Raw genomic sequence first — 21,174 nt, 5'->3', positions numbered from 1 at the left:
AGCAACGTGGAGCTGAAGCCGCACAAGTTGGAGGGCACATTGGCGTTCATGTTCGAGACGCGCTTTCCGCAGAAGGTCACGGCCTTTGCGGCCGAGACGGAGTCGCTGCAGAAGGACTACGCCTCGTACGGTCAAAAGCTGAAGAAGCACTTCAACCCGAACCAGCGGTGATCGAAACCATGGCTCAACTTGATCACACGCATGATCCCACGCTTGAAAGCTGGGTGGTCTCTGCCAACGGTCACTCCGATTTCCCGATCCAGAACCTGCCGCTGGGAATCTTCAGCCCTGCTGGCGGCGCTCCGCGCGGTGGCGTAGCCATCGGCGACCGGATCCTTGACTTGTCGGCTGCCTTGGCAGCCGGCCTCTTCACCGGGGAGGCCGCACGCGCAGCGGAAGCTGCGTCCGGTCCGGTGCTCAATCAATTCCTGGCGCTCGGAGCGGGACCCCGGCAGGCGCTCCGCCTACGGCTGTCCGAACTGCTGAAGACGGGCAGCTCTAACCAGGGGAGGGTAGAGCCGTGTCTGCACGTGGCTTCCGACTGCACGCTGCACCTGCCGGCGCGCATCGGGGACTACACAGACTTCTATGTCGGCATCCATCACGCTACCAACGTCGGCAAGCAGTTTCGCCCCGACAATCCGCTGCTGCCGAACTACAAGTACGTTCCAATCGGTTATCATGGCCGCGCGTCGTCGATCCGACCCTCGGGTGTGCCAGTGCGGCGGCCGCGGGGGCAAACGAAGCCCCCGGATGCATCGGAGCCGGGCTTCGGGCCCAGTCGGAGACTCGATTATGAGCTGGAGCTGGGCGTCTGGATGGGGCCCGGCAATGAACTCGGCACGCCCATCGATATCGGTAAGGCATCTGAGCATGTGGGTGGCTTCTGCCTGCTGAATGACTGGTCGGCGCGCGATATCCAAGCCTGGGAATACCAACCGCTTGGTCCGTTTCTGGCCAAGAACTTCGCCAGCACCGTCTCTGCCTGGATGGTGACGCCGGAGGCGCTGGCGCCGTTCCGTATCCCGCAGCCCAGCAGGCCCGAGGGCGATCCCGCACCGCTGCCATACCTGACGGAGGAGGCGGATCGGCGCGAGGGCGCGCTGGATCTGGAACTTGAGGTTCTGCTTCTCACCCCGGGGATGCGGGAAAAGGGACTGCCGCCGCATCGGCTCGCTCTCTCGAATGCAAGGCACATGTACTGGACGGTGGCCCAGATGGTCACGCACCACACCAGCAACGGCTGCAATCTGCAGCCCGGCGATCTCCTGGGCACGGGAACGATTTCGGGTCCCGATCAATCCAGCTGCGGCAGCATTCTGGAGGCTACCCTGGGTGGGAAGAGCCCGATCAGCCTCGCCTCGGGAGAGGAACGTCGCTTCCTGGAGGATGGGGACGAGGTGATCCTGCGGGCCCGCGGCCGCCGGAATGGCTTTGCGCCGGTCGGCTTCGGCGAATGCCGGGCCGTGATCCTGCCAGCTGGGTGAGGGTGCAAGCATGAAGCTCTATACGTATTGGCGGTCTACCTCCTCCTACCGGGTGCGCATTGCCCTCGCCTTGAAGAAGCTTGAGGCGGAGCAGGCCTTCGTTCATTTGGTCCGCAACGGGGGCGAGCAGAATGCTCCCAGCTACCGGGCAATTAACCCGCAGGGCCGGGTGCCGACGCTCGAGCTCGACGATGGCCGCATTCTCATCCAGTCTCCAGCAATTCTCGAGTATCTTGAAGAGATCTATCCGACACCCGCGCTTCTCCCGGCCGATCCAATGGCAAGGGCCAAAGTCAGGGCAGTGGCGTCGATCATCGGCTGCGATGTTCACCCGCTTCACAATATCGGTCCGCTCAACCATCTCAGGAAAAAATTCGGTCGTTCAGAGCCGGAGGTAACCGCCTGGATCGCCACCTGGGTGGGACAGGGGCTTTCGACTGTTGAAACCCTCATCGGCAATGAAGGCTTTTGCTTCGGTCCAGAGCCCACACTGGCCGATGTCTTTCTCCTGCCGCAACTCTACGCAGCACGGCGGTTCGCGGTGTCACTAGAGGCTTACCCACGTATTCTCCGCGTCGAGAAGGTTGCCAGTGAGCATTCAGCATTCCTCATCGCGCATCCTGCCAACCAGCCGGACGCAGAATAGGATCAACCAGCAGGGATTCTGAAACGAGGTTTCGTCCTCTGAAGCTTCACAGCGGCCGCTTTCGCCATAAGCGGCCGCTTTCGCTTTTCAGCGGTATCGAGACGGCCTTCCCTGAATGCACGCGGCCACCACTACCAAAGTCAATGCATTCGTCTATTGCAAACGCATTCGCTAATCGGTACGTATGTTGGCAAGCTCTGACAAAAGAGCGGACGAGATGAAAGACAGAAGGGAAGGAACCGCCCGAACGCCGATGCCGGCACTGCCGGAAACGGTGCAGACAGTGTGAGCAGGCGAAAGTCGGCACTCCTCTTTCTTCCCTTGGTCCTTTGAGAACTGGCGGGCCCTGCCTGCCCAAAGCTCGGACGGGTTGTGCGCAATAGGCGTGGAACCCGCAGCCGAAATCGTAACCTTGAGGGAAGGAAAACATGATGCCAAACCGTACAGCCCTGAAAACAGCTCTCCTTGGTAGCGCGCTCGCCATGTCCTCGGCAGCTTATGCTCAAGAGATCAAGATTGGTTTTAACGGCGATCTTTCGGCTTCGCCGTCTGCACAGAGCGGGCAGGCTGGCGTGCTCGGCATCCAAGCCGCCATCGAGGACATCAACGCAGCCGGCGGTGTGCTCGGCCGCAAGCTAACCCTTGTCGTGCGCGATGACCTCTCGCAGCCGCCGAAATCGATCCAGAATATGAGCGATCTCATTGACAACGAGAAGGTTGTGGCGGTCCTCGGCCCGACCAATTCCGGCAATGCGCTCGCTTGGAAGCACATCCCCAACCAGAAGAAGAATCCATCTATCGGCTGCATCGGCTCTGCCACCGACATCACCAAGCCTGCAAGCGCCAACGCTGAAAACTACATGTACCGCGTCTCAATGGTGGATCGGGCGCAGGTTGCCGGCCTCATTGCCTATACGAAGAACAATCCTGCTATCAAGAACGTGGGCTTCCTCGTTGAGACCACAGGTTACGGCCAGGGTGGTTTGAAGGATCTCCAGGAACTCGCCGAAGCCAAGGGCCTGAAACCGGTGGCGACTGAGAAGTTCGGCGTCAACGACACTGACATGACCTCCCAGCTCAACAAGATGAAATCTGCCGGGGCCGATGCGGTCCTCGTGTGGGCGCAGGGAACCCCAATCGCCCAGCTCGTCCGCAGCATGGAGAAGATCAACTACTTCCCCGTGACCCTCACCTCCTGGGCGGCGGATAACGCGAGCTTCTTCGATACCGCAGGCAAGACGTTGGCCGAGAAGCCGATCTTCATGCGCACCATCACCGAAGATCGCACACCCAAGCAGCAGCAGCTTTTCGATCGCCTAGCTCCGAAGATGGCCTCCAAGAGCGCTTTCAGCTTCGCAGCGCATTGCTACGACGCGCTCATGATTACGGCTGCCGCGATCAAGCAGGCGGGCAGCACGGAAGGGCCGAAGATGCGCGAGGCGCTCGACAATCTTCAAGCGCCCGTCGAAGGCATCATGAAGACCTACAACAAGCCGTTCTCCGCGTCCGAGCACGAGGCGCTGACTGCCGCCGACTATCGCTGGACCCACTGGAAGGACGGAAAGCTGGTCACCTACACGGACGATGTTGTGAAGGCTCTCAAGCCGGCCGACTTCACACAATAAGACTCTAGCTGTACAGCCTGCCGGTCCTCTCCGGACCGGCAGGCGTCGGCACTTTGCACCGTTGGAGCTTTCATGGACGTCTATCTCCAGACACTCCTCAGCGGCCTTGCCATCGGTGGCGTCTACGCCCTGATCGCGCTCGGTTTCAGCATCACCTTCACAACCACTAAGACGCTGAACTTTGCTCAAGGCGAGTTCATCGCATTTGGTGCCTTCATCGGCGTGACGATGCTCCTGCTGTTCTCCGGCTTAGCGAGCACAACGACGGCTGTTCCAAGCGAGGCGGCTTCCGCCTGGCGGTACCCTGCGGCAGTCATCGCCGCCGGGGCTGTCGCGGGCTTAATGGGAGTACTCATCTTTCTGCTTGCGGTCAGGCCGTTCGCCGGGAAGGGGGGCATGAACTGGGTGATGAGCACTCTCGGATTCGGTGTCATGCTCCAGAGCATCGGGCTTGCCGTCTGGGGCCCTGCGCCCGTCATGGTGCCGTCTCCGCTGGGAGACGACGTGCTGCGAATCGCCGGAGCCGGCGTACGCCCGCAGGAGCTTCTGGTCCTGGCTTGCGCCATCCTGATCATGGTAGCGCTCGATCTGGTGATGCGCCGCTCGCGCATCGGCAAGGCCATGATGGCTGTGGCGCACTCGCCCCAGATCGCGAGCCTGATGGGCATCAATGTCGGCTTAGTCATGATCGGCGCTTTCGCCCTGTCAAGCGGTCTCGCAGGCGTGGCAGGCGTTCTGATTGCGCCGATTGCCTCCGCATCCCTGTTCATGGGCATTGGTTTTGCCCTTAAGGCCTTCTCGGCGGCAATCATCGGTGGCCTCAACAACCCACGCGGTTGCATTTATGGCGGCTTCATCCTGGGCGTGCTGGAGTCTGCCGTGGGCCTCTGGCAGGCGCAATGGCGTGAGATTGTGGTGTTCGGCCTGATTATCCTGGTTCTGGCGTTTCGCCCGGCGGGCCTCTTCGGCCAGGCTGCTGTCGACAAGGTTTAGCTCTCATGCGCCACTTGATCGGATCCGTCGCTGTCGCAGCCGTGATCGCCGCAGTTGCGTCGTTCATCGAAAACGAGTTCTATCTTCGCACCCTGTTCATGATCTGCGTCTACTTCCTGTGCGCAGCGGGCATGAACGTGCTCCTGGGCTTTGCTGGACAGAAATCGCTCGGGCAGGCCGGATTGTTCGCGGCAGGTGCTTATGCTGTGGCCCTGCTGACAACCCGCTACGAAATCGGTCCCTGGCTATCCCTTCTCTTAGCGTGCGGCGTTTCGGCCGTCTTCGGCATCCTGATCGCGATGCCGTCACTGCGCGTGAAAGGGCCGAGCCTTGCGATGGTCACCCTGGCCTTTGGTATCGTGATCGAAAAGGTGGTCACGGAAGGCTCCGAGGTGTTCGGCGGCGCGATGGGCATCTATGCGATTCAGCCGCTCCATATCGGCGGCGTGCCTTTCACTATGCTGCAATGGGTCTGGTTCGGGCTAGGGCTCTGCCTCGTCGCTCATCTTCTCCTGCGCAATCTTCTGCAGGGCCGGTTCGGACGCGCCTTCCTGTCGCTGCAGGCTGACGAGGTAGCGGCCGGTGCCGTGGGTGTTGCGGTGTACCGCTACAAGGTCCTTGCCTTCGTTATCGCTGCTGTGACCTGCGGGCTGGCAGGCGCGCTCGTGGCGCAGCAGAACCAGTACATCAACTCCGATTTCATCAATTTCCACCTGTCGATCTTCATCCTTCTTCTCGTGCTGTTCGGCGGCAGCGGCTCACTCTATGGCCCGCTCCTAGGATCGGTGACCCTCGTCATCATCGGGGCGCTCGTGGCGCGCTGGACCTGGATCGAGCATTTTGTGAACGGTGCACTGCTGCTGTTCGCTCTCTATGCCATGCCGAAGGGACTGGCCGGCGTCTTCGGCTCACTCTTCAGGAGGTTCGGGCTTGGTCATAGCGCTAGCAGAGGCGCTGAGCCGAGCCGGGCTGCATCGAAGCTGCCGACCCGATCCCTCCCCCAGACGGCCGCGGGAAGCTTGCTGACGGCCGGCAGCCTCAACAAGGCCTTTGGCGGCGTCGTTCCCGCCAAGGATGTATCCGTCAACCTGACAGTAGGTCACATCCATGCCCTGATCGGACCGAATGGCGCGGGCAAGAGCACCTTCATCAACATGTTGACCGGCATCATTCGGCCCGATCGCGGTAAGGTGACGTTCCTGGGCCAAGACATCACGCAGCAGACGGTTCATGGCATCTGCGGCCATGGTGTGGCGCGCACCTTCCAGAATCTCAGGCTGTTCAAGGATCTGTCCGTCCGTGAGAACGTGCTTCTTGGGCAGCATTCCCGCATGCAGAACGGATTTGTCTCATCGCTCCTCGGGTTGCCCAAGGCGCGGCGGGAGGAGGCCGAGGCCCTGCAGAAGGTCAACAATATCCTCCAGTTCACCGGGCTGTTGCCCTATGCCGACGCTCCGGCGGGAAGCCTCGCCTACGGTCTTCAGCGCCGCGTCGAGCTGGCGCGGGCCCTGGCCTCGGAACCTCTGCTCCTCCTCCTGGATGAGCCAGCAGCCGGTTTGAACCCGCAGGAAACGGCGGAGCTCGGCCAGCTGCTGGTGCGGATCCGCAACGAGGGGATGACCATTCTTCTGATCGAGCACCACATGGATCTCGTCATGTCGATTTCGGACCACGTGATCGTGCTCGACTACGGTCAGAAGATCGCTGAGGGCGCGCCGAGCAAGGTCCAAGCGGATCCAAGGGTGATGGAGGCCTATCTTGGCACCTCCGTCGAGGCAGCCTAGGGCAGGGGGCTCGCATGCTGAAGCTGAAAGACGTGAATCTCGCCTATGGACCGATTGCTGCGGTTCGCAAGGCCTCCATTGATGTGGATGCCGGGGAGGTCGTCGCTATCGTGGGCGGGAACGGGGCTGGCAAGAGCACCTTGCTCAAAGGTATTGCTGGTCTGATGCCCGTGAGTTCAGGGCAGATCATCTTCGATGGTGAAGAGATCTCGCAGCTTGCGCCCCACAAGCAGGTGGCGCGGGGGATCGCCCTCTCGCCGGAAGGGCGTCAGGTTTTTCCGGACCAGACAGTCTACGACAATCTGACCTTGGGAGCCTATTTCCGGCGGCTGTCCAACGATGTCCTCGATGCCGAGGTGGAGGAGCAGTTCAAGCTTTTTCCGCGCTTGCGTGAGCGGCGCGATCAGCTCGCTGTCACCCTGTCGGGCGGCGAGCAGCAGATGCTGGCCATCGCAAGGGCCTTGATGGGAAAGCCCCGTCTGCTTCTGCTCGACGAGCCTTCCCTTGGGCTTGCGCCAAAGATCATCCAGGAGATCTTCGGCATCATCGTATCCCTTCGTAAGTCCGGCATCACCATCCTGCTTGTGGAACAGATGGCCAATATGGCACTTGCTATTGCGGATCGGGCCTACGTGCTGGAAACGGGGAGTGTTATACTGTCTGGCACCGGGCAGCAGCTCCTCCACGACCCCAAGGTCCGCGCGGCGTATCTCGGGATTTCCCACAACGCCGCGTGATGCGGGGCGGATCACAAACACTGAGCAGGTCATGAGCATAGAAGGACGCGGTGTACAATCGGTCGAGGTCGGGGGGCGTATCCTCTCGGCTTTGGTCAAAGCGGGAAAGCCCCTGATGCTGCGCGAACTCGCAACCTTGGCCGATGTCGCCCCTGCCCAAGCCCATGCCTACCTCGTGAGCTTCCGCAAGCTCGAACTTGTGGAGCAGGACATCGCAAGCGGCCGTTATCAGCTTGGTCCCTTCGCCCTCCAGCTCGGCATCGCACGGCTGCGCAGCTTCGATCCCTTGCGGCTCGCAGGTCACGCCATCGTCGAGTTTGCGGAACAGATCGACCACATGGTGACAATCGCTGTGTGGGGAACCCATGGTCCTACCATCGTACAGGTCCAAGAGGGCAGCGATCAGGTCCACGTGAACGTGCGCACTGGCACCGTGTTTTCCGTCACCGGCACCGCGACCGGAAAAGTCTTCGCGGCCTTTATGTCGCCCAAAGTCATCGAAGCTCAGTTGGCCGAGGAACTGCGGAAGGGAGCCCGCATCCAGGGCGTGGGCACGGCAACGTCGCGCAAGGAGCTTGAAGCCGAGATCATAACCGCGAGAAGGCTTGGCTATGCCTCCACGGAGAGCAAGCCCGTCACCGGCATCAACGGTATTGCGGCTCCCGTATTCGACTACAGCGGACAGATGCAACTCGCCATCACCGTCATCGGACCGACTGGGGTTCTTGACATTCACCCCGAGAGTGCCGACGCCAAGGCCCTGCTGGCGTTCACGCGCAGGTTGTCAGCCCAGCTCGGTTACATGCCCCACGCCATCGATGGGACGCCGCAGGTGGACGCTGCGCAGACTGCGGCTACTGATGCTCCCGTGAAGCGTCGCCGCCGGGCATAGCTTCTCTCCCTCTGGCGCTTTCGATTCAACGCTCTTCCACGCCACACTCTGGCGGCGCCTGGCGTGCTTTTGCCTGCGCAGGGTGGCAAGCTTCACTATCGGACGCACTTACTACTATTCGCTATTTGCGAATGCATTCGTCATATGCTCTTATGATGTCAATGCCGCCGCGGTAAACCGGGCGGTGTTTCCAACCAAGTCAGGGAGCCGGAACGAATGCTGCTCAAAGGGCGTATTGCGCTGGTCACAGGCGCCGGTCAGGGCAATGGTGCTGCCATTGCGCGTGGCCTAGCGAAGGAAGGGGCGCGGGTCATCGCGACCGACCTGAATGGCGAGGCGGCCTCCCACACGGCCAATTCGATTGTGAAGGAGGGTGGAGAGGCTTGGTCCTTTGCTCTCGATGTTGCCGATTCAAACGCATGCGGTGCACTGGCGCGTGATATAGAAGCGTCCATTGGGCAAGTTTCCATCCTCGTGAACAATGCCGGCATCTGCCCGCGCAACACCATCGACAGCCCGGATGTGATGCGCTCCTGGGATGCCGCGATGCAGGTGAACCTGAACGGCACCCTGAACGTCACGCTTGCCTTCGTTTCGGCCTTGCGCGCGACAAAAGGCACGATAATTAACATGGCCTCCATTGCCTCCTTCGTGTCGACCGCGACATCGATCAGCTACTCGACGTCGAAGGCCGCCGTGCGCATGCTGACACAGAATCTCGCGCAGGAACTCGCCAAGGATGGTGTTCGCGTCAATGCCATCGCTCCGGGCACTCTCAACACGCCGATGACCGAGGCAACGCGCACCAATCCCGAGCGGGCGGAGCGCTTCCTGTCTCGAATTCCCCTTGGGCGCTTTGGGGAGCCGGAGGAACTCGTCGGTCCGACCGTCTTCCTCGCGTCCAGCATGTCGAGCTACGTGACTGGAACGACCCTCGTCGTCGACGGCGGCTATCTGGCGGTCTGAGGAGGCCAACATGGTCGTTCGCATGGGGCTCCTCACGCGCAGGCCTGACGTGAGTCCGGCCGAGTTCAGTCGCCACTGGCGCGAGGTGCATGGCCCTCTGGCTGAGCGCCTGCCCGGCCTGCGACGCTATCATCAGAACCATGTTGTGGACGACCGCCAGCTTGCCATTGATCATGCCCGCGGCCCCTGGTCCATCGACGGCATTTCTGAGCTGTGGTTCGACAGCGAAGACCAGATGACGAGGGCGTTATCCTCCGACGAGTACAAGGCCGTCGCACGTGACCACCAGCTCTTCGTCGGTCCAACGGCGCTGATCACCGCCGTGCAGAATGTAGTCGTGCCCGTCGATCCCTCTGCCGGGCGGCTCGTGAAGCGCATGTCAATTCTGACACGGAAGCCGGGTCTGACCCCTGAGCAGTTCAAGGAGGAGTGGTGGGGCTTCCACGCCGAAGCTGTCAGCAAGTTTCCGAACCTGATGGGGTACACCCAAAACCTGGTGACCGGGAGAAGCTCGGGCCTCGGCCAGCCCGCCTCCTACGAGGCTCTTCCCATCGATGGCATGGTGGAACTTTGGTTTCGCTCCATTGCAGATGTCGAGGCCGCGTTCCGTTCCCAGGCGGCAAACATCTCGCAGACGCATGCCCTCAACTTCATCGCCGAAATCACGACTTTCCTCGTGGAAACCTATGAAGTCGTCCCAGCGGGGATGAGCCAGAAGTCGAACTCGTGAGGCTTGCAAAATATCTTGAATGAGCGAATGCGTTCGTCTAAAACAAATCAACGAACGCATTCGCGTATGCTGAATCAAAGTTCTCCCGGCGCATTGACCGGCCGCTACGAGATGCGAGGAACGCCATGAAGCCAACGAAGACTGTCACCTGCGATGTCCTTGTTGTCGGATCGGGAGCAGGCGGTCTTGCGACCGCTCTGACGGCCCGTCACCATGGGCTCGACGTCATCGTTACTGAGAAGGAGCCGGTCTTCGGCGGAACGACTGCACGCTCCGGCGGCTGGATGTGGATTCCCTGCAGTCCGCTCGCGCAGAAGGAAGGCTTCAACGACTCCAAGGAAGCGGCGCGCACCTACCTCCAGCACGAAGCCGGCAATCATTTCGATGCGGGCCGTGTCGATGCCTTTCTTGAAAACGGCCCGAAGATGGTTGAGTTCTTCGAGACGAACACCGAAATGGAGTTCACCCTCGGACCTGCCTTCTCGGACTATCATCCTGATGCGCCGGGCGGCACGTCCGGCGGCCGGTCAATCGTGGCGACCCCTTACGATGGCCGCAAACTCGGCAAGGAAATAGCGCGCCTGAGGCCACCGCTCAAGGAAATCACCTTCCTCGGTATGATGATCGGATCCGGGAAGGAACTGCTGCACTTCTTCAACGTCACCCGCTCCGTCAAATCGGCCGCTTATGTGGGCGTGCTTCTGGCGAAATACGGTCGGGATCTCGCCTCGCACGGACGTGCGATGCGGCTGACCAACGGCAATGCGCTGATCGGGCGGCTCGCTAAATCCGCCTTTGACCGCAATGTTCCGATCTGGACCTCCTCGCCGGTGAAGGACCTGATCGTGGAGGATGCTGCTGTCAAGGGCGCACTGGTGCAAACGGAAGATGGTGTGACCGAGGTCCGCACCCGCCGCGGCGTCGTGCTAGCCGCGGGCGGCTTCCCGCAGGATGTGCTGCGCCGCAAAGAGCTGTTCCCGCATGCTCCCACTGGGCAGGAGCACTGGTCGCCGGCACCTCCTGGCAACACGGGTGATGGCATCCGGCTCGGTGAGAAGGTTGGAGGCCGCGCCATCGAGGGTTTGCCGAATGCAGCGGCTTGGGTGCCAGTTTCGCTGGTTCCACGCCGTGACGGAACATCGGGGCCGTTCCCGCATTTCATCGACCGCGGCAAGCCGGGCGTCATCGCCGTCACCAAAAGTGGCAAGCGCTTCACCAACGAATCCAATTCCTACCACGACTTTGTGCAGGCCATGATCGGCGCCTGCGGGGACGATCCGGAAAAGGCGGCGTGGCTCATCGTCGATCATCCGACGATCCGCCGCTATGGCCTCGGTTTCGTGAAGCCCTTTCCGGTGCCCCTGACACCTTATCTGCAGAACGGATATTTGCTCAAAGGACGAACGCTGCGCGAACTCGCGCAGAAAGCCGGCATTGACGCTAATGCCTTCGAACACACCGTAGAGACCTTCAATCGCGATGCGCGGAAGGGTGACGATCCGCAATTCAAGCGCGGCAGCACCGCCTATAACCGCTATCTTGGCGATCCGGACCAGAAGCCAAATCCCTGTGTCGGTCCCATCGAGCGCGGCCCCTACTATGCGGTCAAGGTCGTGCCGGGCGATCTCGGTACCTTCGCGGGTCTTCGCACCGATCCGAATGCGCGGGTTATCGACGAGAGTGGACGGGTCATTCCGGGCCTCTATGCCGCCGGCAACGACATGGCGAGCATCATGGGCGGCAATTATCCAGGCGGTGGCATCACGCTGGGCCCAGCCATGACGTTCGGCTACATCGCCGGCCGCCATCTGGCGGGCGTGACGGAGGAGAGCACTTCCGTCACGAGCAGGCCAGCGGCGTAAGCCGCCCCCGTGCCGCAGCCGAGGAAGGTAGAAGCGACATGACGTCACCGCACCGGCCGTGCCTGTTCCAGCCTCTGCGCATCCGCGGCATCGAGATCAAGAACCGCGTGGTCATTTCGCCCATGTGCCAGCATTCGGCAGAGGAGCGGGGCTGCGCCGGCGCCTGGCATCTGGTTCATCTGGGCAAGTTCGCCCTTGGCGGCGCGGGGCTGATCTTCGTCGAGAGCACCGCTGTGGAGCCGGGAGCGCGGATCGGCGTGCGCGACGTGGGGCTCTGGTCGGATGAGCAGGTCGCACCATTCCGGGCGATCGTCGACTTCGTGCATCAGAACGGCGCGGCCATCGGCGTCCAGATTGCCCATGCTGGACGCAAAGCTGGGTCGCAGGCCCTGTGGGAGGGCGGGCGCGCCTTGACCATGGAGCAACTGAGGGAAACGGGCGAGCCTTGGCGCCGCATCGGTCCGAGTGCCCTTGCCGCAGGCCCTGAGTGGACCGTCCCGGACGCCCTAAGTCGCTCAGGCATCGCCGAGATCCGGCAAATGTTCATTGCCGCGACCGAGCGGGCCGACAGGGCTGGCTTCGATGTTCTCGAACTGCATTTCGGTCACGGCTATCTCGTGGCGTCGTTTCTGTCGCCTCATTCCAACCGCCGCGACGACCATTATGGCGGCTCCCGCGACAACCGCATGCGGTTCGCTCTCGAGGTTGCACGCGATGTCCGGGCAACGTGGCCTCAGGACAAGCCGCTCTTCGTGCGGATCTCCGCGGTCGACGGCACCGAGGACGGCTGGGGGCTGGACGACTCTGTCATTCTCTCGCGCGCGCTCAAGGCCATCGGCGTTGACGTCATCGATTGCTCGTCGGGCGGCCTGTCCGACGAAACGCGCAACATGAACGTTCCAAGAGGGCTGGGCTTCCAGGTTCCGCTTGCGGAGCGCATCCGCCGTGAGGCCGATGTCCTGACGCAGGCTGTGGGCGTCATCCTCGATGGGCCGCAGGCGGAAGCCATCCTTCAGGAGGGCAGGGCGGATCTGATCGCGGTCGGCCGGGAGGCGCTCTACGACCCTTATTGGCCCCATCACGCGGCTCACGATCTCGGTCATGACCTGCGGTTTGACGACTGGCCCATTCAGCATGGGCCGTGGCTCGCCAAGCGCGCGCCTTTGATTGAAAAACTCCGTTCCGCGGACAACAGCGCCAGACGCCTCACAGGCTCAGGCCGGTAATCGGGAGAAGCAGACGATGTCCAGCATAGCCTTCGCCTCGACAGGAGATCTGTCAGACAAGACGGTGTCATTGACCGAGATCGGGCCTGATCTCTACGCCTATACCGCCGAGGGCGACCCGAACACAGGCATCATCATTGGCGATGACGGTTGCATGGTCATCGACGCTCAGGCCACCCCGGCCATGGCGGAGGATGTCATTGCTCGTGTGCGCAGCGTGACGGACAAGCCGATCAAGTACGTGGTGCTGTCCCATTACCATGCCGTGCGGGTGCTCGGCGCCTCGGCCTACAACGCACAAGGGATTATCGCCTCGAACGCCACCTACGACCTGATCGTAGAGCGCGGCGAACAGGACAAAGCCTCTGAGATCGGGCGATTTCCTCGCCTGTTCCGGGGCGAGAACAGCATTCCGGAAGGCTTGACCTGGCCGACGCTGACGTTCGAGAGCGGCATGTCGGTGTTTCTCGGCAAGCGCGAGGTCAAGCTGTTCCACCTCGGCGCAGGGCATACCGCCGGCGACATCGTAGCGTGGGTGCCAGATGCCGAGGTGATGTTCACAGGCGACCTCGTGGAATATCACTCGGCTTGCTACTGCGGCGACGCTCACCTGCGCGAGTGGCCTCAGACGCTCGACGCCATTCTGGACTTCCAGCCCAAGGCGATCGCGCCCGGCCGCGGTGATGCTCTGCAGGGCGAGCGCCAGGTGCGTGAGGCTGTCGCCATGACACGGGATTTCGTCGGCACGCTCTATGGGGCAGCGGAATTGTCGGTGGCGCGCGGCCGCTCGCTGAAGGAGACTTTTGCGGCCACACGCGACGTCATGGACCCGAAGTTCGGCTCCTTCGCCATCTACGAGCACTGCCTGCCGTTCAACGTCTCGCGCGCCTTCGACGAGGCCTCGGGCATCGATCACCCGGTGACCTGGACCGCTGACCGAGACCGGGAGATGTGGGCAGCCCTGCAAGACTAGAAGCAACTGCCAGAGCGAAATCAACTACGGGAGGAGCATTGTCACGGGAATGGCTGACGGGTCGGGCTCAGGTGCGGTAGGATATGGGATGCAATCGATCTCCTATGCTCGACAGCAGTTCCCGCCCGAGGTCATCCGGTACGCCATCTGGTTGTATCTTCGCTTCACGCTTAGCTACCGCGACGTCGAGGAACTTCTCGCTGAACGCGGGCTGGAAGTCTCGTATGAGACTGTCCGGCGGTGGGTTCTCAAGTTTGGATCGGTCATCGCTCGCAAGCTGCACCAGCGACGGCCTCGTCCGACAGGCATATGGCATCTGGACGAGATGGTGATCTCGATACAGGGCAGACGCATGTACCTGTGGCGAGCCGTCGACAGCGAGGGTGAGATTCTAAACGTGCATGTGCAGGCGCGACGGGATAAATCGGCCGCCCTGAAGCTCGCGCGCAAATTGCTCAAGAAGCAGGGCTTTGCTCCAGGGGTGCTTGTGACCGACAAGCTGACGTCGTATGGAGCCGCCAAACGCGAGTTGGGGCTTTCCGCGCATCATGAGCAGGGCTTGCGCAAGAACAACCGTGCCGAGAACTCGCATCAGGTGGTGCGACGACGCGAGCGCAAGTTGCAGGGCTTCAAGTCAGCCGGTTCAGCCTAGCTCTTCCTCACGATGCATACGGCAGTCCACAACGCCTTCAACCTCCAGCGTCATTTGATCCCTCGTCGTACGCTGCGCCTGTTCTGGACAGAGGCTGCACCGCAATGGCAAATTGCGACCGCCGCAGCATGATGACATCAGAGCGAGCCTGACTTGTGCCTTGGATCAGGTTCCTGTGACAAGGCCCTCCGGAAGAACGCTCAGGTCCCTCACGAGACCTGTTCTACCCTTCATTTGGAATGCGCCACAGCGGATGGCTCCGTCTGTCTGACAGCTGCCCGCATAAAGGAAGGCGCGTAAGCTCTACGAAAGCTCAAACGATGACCGATGGGATCTGATTCGAAACCATAAGGAACCTTGTATGTCCATCATGCGGTCAGTGCGGCCTCCGGTGAGCACGTGAAGCATGATGGACATTGCAACCTTCCTGAATCGTGGTGAGCGTCCAGACCAGCAGGAACTGCTCCGGCTCATCGGAACTCAGATCGAAGAGAAACCCGTCCGAGCATCATGCTCAGACGGGTCGATTCATTTCAGACGAGAGTCAGCGCGAGCTTGATCCCTTCCGACTCTTGGGGCGGCTGATGCTTCCCGTTGTCGAGATATCATTGGTATTTGCCGCAAGCTTGCCACCAGACCTGATCACATCCGTGTTCCACGCGAGGTTTTCTGCCGGGAGCAGATGGGCGACAAGCTTGCGGGTGGCACGGGACAGGTGCTTGCCTGCTTGGGCTAAGGGCTTGAAGTCCGTGAGCTTGTGTGAGCTTCCAGGCTTCCCCGTGAACACGCGCAGCCCATCCGGGAACATGACCATGTCGCCAGGACGCAAGGTGCTGTCCGCCAGAAGCGCCGGAACAGGATTGGCAATCTCGCCAGGAGGCTTGGGTGCAATGGGCGTCTTGATTTCCAACCGCTCCACGACCATGGGCTTCGGACGCGGTCGGGCTTTGCGACGTGCCTGCTCGAACCCAGGATCAGGCTGATCGCTGAATGATTGCGGCGGCGCCGGTGGTGTGGGCTGGGAGAAGGCTCGGAACAGCCCGAAGATGCCCTGGGCTTGGGCTGACCCAGCACCTAACGCAGTTGGAAGGATTAGAGCTACAGTTAGAAGGCGGCAGGGCTTCGCCAGTATTGCGAGTATCGTCCCGAGCTTTGGCATCGCCGTCTCCTATGATGCAAGGAGAAACGCGGCTAAGCTGTTCCCGTTCCTACTACTTTGTTGCACGTGAGAAATAAACATATGTTAGCAAAACGGGACCGTTGGACAGGAACGCCGCTCTGCTTTCCTCGTTAATGGCCTAACGCCAAAAAGAGAGTGAATGGGTAGGAATCCGGATGGGCCCTAAAGCATCCGACGACTGGCGGGAGGAAGACATCATCGTTGTTCCTCATTCCTGGAGAGACGACAATCTTTGGCTGGACGTCCAGGTTGAAACCCAAGAGCGGATTGGTGCCACCTTGCGCGAAAAATATGCCGACCCTGAACGGCTTCCTTTATCGCCAAGTCCGATACTTCTTGTCTGTCAGATCGAAGCAGACCGTAGCGCTGCTGAAACTCATGGTTGACGACAGCCTGCGCGACGAGATGGTTGCGGCCATTCCGAAGTTGCGCGCCTTTCCGATATCCCTGACAGGCAACTCTGATCGCGCTGACGATCTGGTGCAGGACACCGTCGTGCGGGCATTAGGTTCTATCAACCGATTCGACCGAGGGACGAACCTTAACGCGTGGCTCTTCACGATCCTGCGTAATCTCTTTCATTCCGAGTACCGCAAGCGCGAGGTGGAGGATGCAGATGGATCCTTCGCCGCTCGCCTCAGAACACACCCGGATCAGCATGGCCGTCTCGACTTTAAGGCCTTCCGAGCAGCCTTGGCCACACTCCCAATGGATCAGCGAGAGGCTCTACTCCTGGTTGGAGCGCAAGGGATGTCCTATGAAGAAGCGGCTGAGGTAAGCGACGTGGCAGTTGGCACAGTTGAAAGCCGCGTGAACCGCGCCCGAACGAGGTTATCAATCCTCTTGGATCTCACATGCGAGGCGGAACTGGGACCTGATGATTTGACAAAGGCAGCGCTGGCGAGTGGGTAGATCGGTGCGCTGACAGAGATCATGGTCAAGCTTGTCGGTTCAGGGTATATTCAAACCCGATGGCTCAACGTTTTCGAATGACTAATCAGGCGAATGGTAAACCGCTGGTTCTCGTCTTAGAGGACGAGGCCCTCATCGCGCTAAACCTCCAGGACGAGTTGCGGGACGCCGGATACAGGACCGCTGGTCCATTCACGACTTGCGCGGCGGCGCTCGGATGGCTTCAGACCGCCACGCCGGATACTGCCATTCTGGACGTGGCCCTGAAGGATGGCCCCTGCCTGGAGATTGCCCTGGAGTTAGGCCGCCGTGAGGTCCCATTTTTGATCTATTCGGGTCATCACAAGGACCGACAGCTTCTGGCTGAGTTTGATCATGTGACCTGGATTGAGAAGCCTGTTCCGCACTCAGTGCTGGTCCAAGCCTGTCACCAGCTTCTGGTCGGTTGTCTCTAAATGGCCTGGGGAAATCAACCGCTTCGATTGAACTAACATAGGTTAACCGCGTTCTCACGGGTGGCCCAGCAGTAACCGACTCGTGTTGAACGACAAATTGCTTCCAGCCTGGAAAGAATGTGACCGGCTCGCGGCCCTGCGCAGCTACCGGATCATCGATACGCCGCCGGAGCCAGCCTTTGACGATCTGGTGGAGCTTGCTGCCCGTGCGTGTCAGACGCCCATTGCCCTAATCAGCCTCATCGACGAGCGCAGGCAGTGGTTCAAGGCCGAGGTGGGGCTGGGCGTTCGCGAAACTTCACTGGATCGGTCAATCTGCCTCAGCGCAATGCTTCTGCCAGGGCTGACTATCGTCCCTGACCTGACCGAGGACCCTCGCTTTGCCGACAATCCTTTAGTGTCGGGGGAGCCGCACCTGCGCTTCTATGCCGGGGCCATGCTACGAACCCCAGATGGTGTGCCCTTGGGAGCTTTGTGTGTGCTCGACCATGTGCCTCGTAACCTCGCCGAGGAGCAGGCTTTTACCCTCACGATGCTGGCACGGCAGGTTATGTCACAACTGGAACTGCGCCGGGCCATTGCTGAGCGGGACGAGAGACTGGAGGCCAGCCACCAGATCGAGCAGCGGCAATCTCTGCTCGTCAGAGAGCTTCACCACCGCGTGAAGAACACTCTGGCGACCGTCCAGGCGCTGGTCGGGGCCACAGGTCGTTCCACCGGCAGTTTCGACGAATTCTACCACTCGTTCTCGAAGCGGATCACCTCGCTGGCGAGAACCCATAATCTCCTGACAGAGGATTATTGGCAGACTGCGCCCCTGCGGGAGATCGCCCTCAATGAGCTAAAGCCGTTTGCCGACAGCCGATTACCACGCTTTATGCTGCTTGGTCCATCGGTCGAGCTATCGGCTGATCTTGCGGTGCCGGTCGGTATGGCGCTGCACGAACTGACCACGAATGCTGTCCGCTATGGGGCTCTTTCGAATCCAACGGGGTATGTCCGAGTTCAGTGGGCCGTGGATGAGGTCGAGGGGCCAAGGAAGCTTCACCTGGAGTGGAGAGAAGTCGGTGGTCCTCAGGTGAAGGAGCCTCTGCATCGCGGGTTTGGCTCGACTCTGCTCCAGCGAATTCTGCCAATGCAATGCAACGCTGAGGTGGAAGTCCAGTATGCCCAAGAGGGCCTGCGCTTTCGAATGGAAGCGCCGTTGGTCGAACAGCGACTGGTCCCCACCTACTGAGCAGCTTCGCTCTCACGCTGGTATGAGGCGCCAGGTTCCAGTGGAAAATGCGCCTGACACCTTGATCCTATGCGCCAAGCTTGTAAGTTGAGAACAATACGGGAACAAACATCGGCAAAGCCTGAGCCGCACCTTACGGAGAATTGAGATGCTCGGTGAAGTGAACTTCCATAGCAGACTACGATGGCACGCCTGGGCCGAGTACAGCGTCATTGCTGCCTCACTAGCTGCGGCCTTTGCTGTCTTGGTAAGTGCTTAAATCCCGAGCGAGGTCCCGACCCAATGTGCCGCCGGTTGGCGCAGGTTACTACCTTGGCTTTGCACTCGATCTATTCGAGCCAGAGCCGCTTCGATCTTCGGAGGTAGAGGCTGTCGGATGATGTCAGCATAGAAGCTGCGGAGGTCTTCGCTGATGGTACGCAGAAGGTCTTCGTCGGAAACCGATGGAACTCTTCTGCCACCTGTGCCGCTGCTTCCCATCACCGCCTCCAAATCACCGCCTAAGTAGATGTACCTGGGCGTTGAGGTGACGTTAACCATCTTTTCAGAGGGCTGTGGATATCGGGCAGAAAGGTACGTTTCCCCGCTGTTGCCGCTTGCTTGCCATCTGCGCAACTTGATCGGCGATTGCAAGTTGCGTCAATGCCCTCCCTTCGTCATCACAGCCACAGGAGCCAGATCGCTCCTATGGCTGATGCCTAGGATGTCAGAATGGTATCCCTGCAAACTCAGATGCCCCAGTAGTAGGGTGTCTTCCAGTAATCGTGCAGTTCACGCTCGCGCTCTCTGTCGGACCAGGCGTAGTCGCGATCTCGCGATAAGCTCGGTGCGCCCCGAAGCTGCTCTTCTGAGATGTCGGTGCGGTAGCCGCCTAAGCTGGTGTCGTAGTCGAGCTTGCTCCACGGGATGGTATGCTCATCCTCGCCCATGCCAAGGAAGCCGCCAAAGCTCATCACCGCATAGGCAACCTTGCCACTGATCTTCTCGATCATCAGCCGTTTGATCGAGCCCAGATGGTTGCCTTGCGAATCATAGACCGCCGTTCCCTCAACCCGATCACTCTCGATCAAGGGCTTGCCGGTCATCACCCCGGGAGCATTGGTATTTGTTGAAGGGTCCGTCTGTGTCATATGCGATCTCCTCACAAGATAGATGCCCCTGTTCACCTCTATTCCCGGCAACGGGACAGCGGGATGTAAGGCGTTCGTGTGGTTAGTTTGCGATCACAGCCTTTGTTCGGTCTTTGTGCTGGTGTGCATCTCGATAGCGCCAGTAGCGTCTATCGGCGCTGCTCGTCACGGTGTGGGGCATATCCACGACTGGTTCGCCCATAATCCGGCACATTAGGCTTCCGATCCCGCCTCTCGCCGTGGATCAGCCAGCCCAGGACATAGCCAATGGCTCCTGCGGCTAAGAGCGAGAGGAGTGGGTTTGCCGTCGTGTGCTGGGTCACAAGTCTTTGGCCCTCACGAACGTACTGCTGAGCTTGAGGGTAGCGTTCACCCACTCGCCGCGCGTAGTGCTCGCCTCGGCTGTATATGTCGCCGGCCGCACCAGACGCTTGATCAACCACGTCTTGTAAAGCCTCTCTCACCTGATCCAGAACTTCCTCGGTTGACTCTTGCCCCGCGTGGCTCTGCTGGTCATCCCCCGTTGCGGGTGTGGCGTCTTGATCAGGCTCAGGGGCTTTGGTGATGGTCACGGAGACTGGATCGCTCGTTGGGAAGGTCTCCTCAATCGCATGGTCGAGCCTCGCATCGAGGTTCTGCTGCGAATTTTCAGCCAGACTGTTGTCTGAGGGGCGCCCAGTAGGTTTACCCTCCTGCCGATCAGGAGTGGATTGACTACCAACAACATCAGGCGGGTTCGTCATGTGAGGCCTCCAGGACGCTCAGAGCAAGTTCGTCGTCAACCTGCACCATTTGTAACGCCGAGGCAGCGAGCCTCGTTCCGGGATTTCTTAACCTATGTAAGTCATCTCACCGAATGTAGACCGCGCTTGGCAACTTGTGACTGACCAGGAATCGTGTTGCTGCCTTTCGGCTTGATGTGATCTCATGGCTTCTTTGAACGGAATGGAACAAGTCCGTCACTGGTAATTCTTGTGTGAGACCCTCGTTCAGGAAGCACACCTTCCGCTACAAGAAAGTAACCGCCCTAGCCAAAGTGCTCGGAAGGCAGATGGCCTGCCCCATGCGGGTGATCCGGGTGTGATGTTAATTCAGGGTTGGTCTGGGCGCCAGCTTGGAAGCAGGGATCAGAGCCTCTGGTGCGGGAGGCCGGTAGCCCAGGGATGAGTGCGGGCGCACCGTGTTGTAATGGCAGCGCCAACTCTCGATGATCACCTGCGCCTCGTCCAAGGTGTAGAAGATTTCTCCTTTCAGCAGTTCATCCCGCAGCTTCGAGTTGAAGCTTTCGTAAATCACCGTTCTCCCATGGACTGCCCGGCTCGATGTAAGCCGTCCTGGCTCCCACAGCCGTAATCCACTCGCGCACCGCTTTGGCCACGAATTCGCTGCCGTAGTACATGGGGAAGCAGCGCGGCGGAGCTGGTCCGGGTTGCGCAGCCGCGCTGCCCGGGGTGGTCATGGCCGGCCAGCAGGTCTCACAGTGATGTCGCTGAACACACGCTGGAGGCCAGCCGACCATGACCGAGCTCAACCCTACACCTGCTCCTGCCACTCTGGTAGCAATCGACATCGCCAAACACCGCCACGAGGTGCTGATTGAGGCCCCTGGACAGGCCCGACGCCGGCGGCTCACCATCCTGAGCACCAAGGCGGATTACGATCGCCTCGTCGAGGCTTTGGGTGCCTA

General features: G+C 60.5%; 19 protein-coding genes and 2 pseudogenes. 17 read left to right on the top strand and 4 right to left on the bottom strand.

Translation table 11 applies throughout. The features are described 5' to 3' along the window. The 14 genes and pseudogenes from JAO75_RS24160 to JAO75_RS24095 form a co-directional block, all read left to right on the top strand. Positions 1–171 (top strand): homogentisate 1,2-dioxygenase domain-containing protein (locus JAO75_RS24160; RefSeq protein ID WP_199051759.1); only part of this gene is annotated, 171 nt, incomplete at its 5' end. An 8-nt stretch (positions 172–179) separates the two neighbouring features. Next, the gene (gene fahA / locus JAO75_RS24155) at positions 180–1,487 is read left to right on the top strand and encodes a fumarylacetoacetase (RefSeq protein ID WP_199051761.1); all 1,308 of its coding nucleotides are present in this window, start codon (positions 180–182) and stop codon (positions 1,485–1,487) included. Between the two features lie 10 nt (positions 1,488–1,497). After that, a complete protein-coding gene (gene maiA / locus JAO75_RS24150; protein ID WP_199051758.1) occupies positions 1,498–2,133 on the top strand; it encodes a maleylacetoacetate isomerase in 636 nt (211 codons plus the stop codon). Positions 2,134–2,564: 431 nt separating this feature from the next. Further along, complete coding sequence (locus JAO75_RS24145) at positions 2,565–3,758, top strand: ABC transporter substrate-binding protein (protein WP_246742702.1); 1,194 nt, start codon at positions 2,565–2,567, stop codon at positions 3,756–3,758. A gap of 72 nt (positions 3,759–3,830) precedes the next feature. Next, positions 3,831–4,751 carry a branched-chain amino acid ABC transporter permease gene (locus tag JAO75_RS24140; protein WP_190848560.1) on the top strand — a complete coding sequence of 307 codons (921 nt, stop codon included), beginning with the start codon at positions 3,831–3,833 and terminating at the stop codon, positions 4,749–4,751. A gap of 5 nt (positions 4,752–4,756) precedes the next feature. Beyond that, positions 4,757–6,535 carry a branched-chain amino acid ABC transporter ATP-binding protein/permease gene (locus JAO75_RS24135; protein WP_199051756.1) on the top strand — a complete coding sequence of 593 codons (1,779 nt, stop codon included), beginning with the start codon at positions 4,757–4,759 and terminating at the stop codon, positions 6,533–6,535. Between the two features lie 14 nt (positions 6,536–6,549). Beyond that, positions 6,550–7,272: an ABC transporter ATP-binding protein gene (locus tag JAO75_RS24130; protein WP_199051755.1), complete on the top strand. Its 723-nt coding sequence runs from the start codon at positions 6,550–6,552 to the stop codon at positions 7,270–7,272. Between the two features lie 31 nt (positions 7,273–7,303). Continuing rightward, complete coding sequence (locus JAO75_RS24125; RefSeq protein WP_199051754.1) at positions 7,304–8,164, top strand: IclR family transcriptional regulator; 861 nt, start codon at positions 7,304–7,306, stop codon at positions 8,162–8,164. A gap of 216 nt (positions 8,165–8,380) precedes the next feature. Beyond that, positions 8,381–9,130, top strand: a complete 750-nt coding sequence (locus tag JAO75_RS24120) for an SDR family NAD(P)-dependent oxidoreductase (RefSeq protein ID WP_199051753.1) — start codon at positions 8,381–8,383, stop codon at positions 9,128–9,130. Between the two features lie 10 nt (positions 9,131–9,140). Beyond that, positions 9,141–9,860, top strand: a complete 720-nt coding sequence (locus JAO75_RS24115; RefSeq protein WP_199051752.1) for an EthD domain-containing protein — start codon at positions 9,141–9,143, stop codon at positions 9,858–9,860. Between the two features lie 125 nt (positions 9,861–9,985). Then, positions 9,986–11,722, top strand: coding sequence for an FAD-dependent oxidoreductase (locus JAO75_RS24110; RefSeq protein ID WP_199051751.1), 1,737 nt, complete (start codon positions 9,986–9,988; stop codon positions 11,720–11,722). A 38-nt stretch (positions 11,723–11,760) separates the two neighbouring features. Continuing rightward, positions 11,761–12,948 (top strand): NADH:flavin oxidoreductase/NADH oxidase, encoded by a 1,188-nt coding sequence (locus JAO75_RS24105; protein WP_199051750.1) that lies wholly within the window; start codon positions 11,761–11,763, stop codon positions 12,946–12,948. 16 nt (positions 12,949–12,964) lie between these two features. Then, a complete protein-coding gene (locus tag JAO75_RS24100) occupies positions 12,965–13,921 on the top strand; it encodes an MBL fold metallo-hydrolase (RefSeq protein WP_199051749.1) in 957 nt (318 codons plus the stop codon). Positions 13,922–14,009: 88 nt separating this feature from the next. Next, positions 14,010–14,705, top strand: a pseudogene (locus JAO75_RS24095) (IS6 family transposase). Positions 14,706–15,117: 412 nt separating this feature from the next. Here the strand turns inward: JAO75_RS24095 and JAO75_RS24090 are convergent. After that, positions 15,118–15,732 carry a hypothetical protein gene (locus tag JAO75_RS24090; protein ID WP_199051748.1) on the bottom strand — a complete coding sequence of 205 codons (615 nt, stop codon included), beginning with the start codon at positions 15,730–15,732 and terminating at the stop codon, positions 15,118–15,120. 399 nt (positions 15,733–16,131) lie between these two features. On the opposite strand from JAO75_RS24090, the gene JAO75_RS24085 reads away from it, so the two are divergent. The 3 genes from JAO75_RS24085 to JAO75_RS24075 all read left to right on the top strand — a co-directional run bounded on the left by JAO75_RS24085 (position 16,132) and on the right by JAO75_RS24075 (position 18,357). Beyond that, positions 16,132–16,665 carry a sigma-70 family RNA polymerase sigma factor gene (locus tag JAO75_RS24085; protein WP_199051760.1) on the top strand — a complete coding sequence of 178 codons (534 nt, stop codon included), beginning with the start codon at positions 16,132–16,134 and terminating at the stop codon, positions 16,663–16,665. Between the two features lie 59 nt (positions 16,666–16,724). Then, positions 16,725–17,120, top strand: a complete 396-nt coding sequence (locus tag JAO75_RS24080) for a response regulator (RefSeq protein WP_199051747.1) — start codon at positions 16,725–16,727, stop codon at positions 17,118–17,120. 82 nt (positions 17,121–17,202) lie between these two features. Then, a complete protein-coding gene (locus JAO75_RS24075; RefSeq protein WP_199051746.1) occupies positions 17,203–18,357 on the top strand; it encodes an HWE histidine kinase domain-containing protein in 1,155 nt (384 codons plus the stop codon). 728 nt (positions 18,358–19,085) lie between these two features. Here the strand turns inward: JAO75_RS24075 and JAO75_RS24070 are convergent. The 3 genes and pseudogenes from JAO75_RS24070 to JAO75_RS24060 all read right to left on the bottom strand — a co-directional run. Then, positions 19,086–19,487: a PRC-barrel domain-containing protein gene (locus tag JAO75_RS24070; RefSeq protein WP_199051745.1), complete on the bottom strand. Its 402-nt coding sequence runs from the start codon at positions 19,485–19,487 to the stop codon at positions 19,086–19,088. A gap of 149 nt (positions 19,488–19,636) precedes the next feature. Then, positions 19,637–20,230 carry a hypothetical protein gene (locus JAO75_RS25415; RefSeq protein ID WP_199051744.1) on the bottom strand — a complete coding sequence of 198 codons (594 nt, stop codon included), beginning with the start codon at positions 20,228–20,230 and terminating at the stop codon, positions 19,637–19,639. 343 nt (positions 20,231–20,573) lie between these two features. After that, positions 20,574–20,877, bottom strand: a pseudogene (locus JAO75_RS24060) (integrase core domain-containing protein); the annotation flags it as partial. Between the last annotated feature and the right edge of the window lie 297 nt (positions 20,878–21,174).

The sequence above is a fragment of the Microvirga splendida genome, from assembly GCF_016427565.1.
GTDB lineage: Bacteria > Pseudomonadota > Alphaproteobacteria > Rhizobiales > Beijerinckiaceae > Microvirga > Microvirga splendida.
The sequence above is the reverse complement of the archived record's forward strand: the minus strand, read 5'-3'. Positions and strand labels throughout refer to the sequence as shown.

Excerpts from the sequence above, each read along its gene's own strand:
- fahA (WP_199051761.1), top strand. The coding sequence starts at position 180 with ATGGCTCAACTTGATCACACGCATGATCCCACGCTTGAAAGCTGGGTG.
- maiA (WP_199051758.1), top strand. The coding sequence starts at position 1,498 with ATGAAGCTCTATACGTATTGGCGGTCTACCTCCTCCTACCGGGTGCGC.
- JAO75_RS24145 (WP_246742702.1), top strand. The coding sequence starts at position 2,565 with ATGCCAAACCGTACAGCCCTGAAAACAGCTCTCCTTGGTAGCGCGCTC.
- JAO75_RS24140 (WP_190848560.1), top strand. The coding sequence starts at position 3,831 with ATGGACGTCTATCTCCAGACACTCCTCAGCGGCCTTGCCATCGGTGGC.
- JAO75_RS24135 (WP_199051756.1), top strand. The coding sequence starts at position 4,757 with ATGCGCCACTTGATCGGATCCGTCGCTGTCGCAGCCGTGATCGCCGCA.
- JAO75_RS24130 (WP_199051755.1), top strand. The coding sequence starts at position 6,550 with ATGCTGAAGCTGAAAGACGTGAATCTCGCCTATGGACCGATTGCTGCG.
- JAO75_RS24125 (WP_199051754.1), top strand. The coding sequence starts at position 7,304 with ATGAGCATAGAAGGACGCGGTGTACAATCGGTCGAGGTCGGGGGGCGT.
- JAO75_RS24120 (WP_199051753.1), top strand. The coding sequence starts at position 8,381 with ATGCTGCTCAAAGGGCGTATTGCGCTGGTCACAGGCGCCGGTCAGGGC.
- JAO75_RS24115 (WP_199051752.1), top strand. The coding sequence starts at position 9,141 with ATGGTCGTTCGCATGGGGCTCCTCACGCGCAGGCCTGACGTGAGTCCG.
- JAO75_RS24110 (WP_199051751.1), top strand. The coding sequence starts at position 9,986 with ATGAAGCCAACGAAGACTGTCACCTGCGATGTCCTTGTTGTCGGATCG.
- JAO75_RS24105 (WP_199051750.1), top strand. The coding sequence starts at position 11,761 with ATGACGTCACCGCACCGGCCGTGCCTGTTCCAGCCTCTGCGCATCCGC.
- JAO75_RS24100 (WP_199051749.1), top strand. The coding sequence starts at position 12,965 with ATGTCCAGCATAGCCTTCGCCTCGACAGGAGATCTGTCAGACAAGACG.
- JAO75_RS24090 (WP_199051748.1), bottom strand. The coding sequence starts at position 15,732 with ATGCCAAAGCTCGGGACGATACTCGCAATACTGGCGAAGCCCTGCCGC.
- JAO75_RS24085 (WP_199051760.1), top strand. The coding sequence starts at position 16,132 with ATGGTTGACGACAGCCTGCGCGACGAGATGGTTGCGGCCATTCCGAAG.
- JAO75_RS24080 (WP_199051747.1), top strand. The coding sequence starts at position 16,725 with ATGGCTCAACGTTTTCGAATGACTAATCAGGCGAATGGTAAACCGCTG.
- JAO75_RS24070 (WP_199051745.1), bottom strand. The coding sequence starts at position 19,487 with ATGACACAGACGGACCCTTCAACAAATACCAATGCTCCCGGGGTGATG.
- JAO75_RS25415 (WP_199051744.1), bottom strand. The coding sequence starts at position 20,230 with ATGACGAACCCGCCTGATGTTGTTGGTAGTCAATCCACTCCTGATCGG.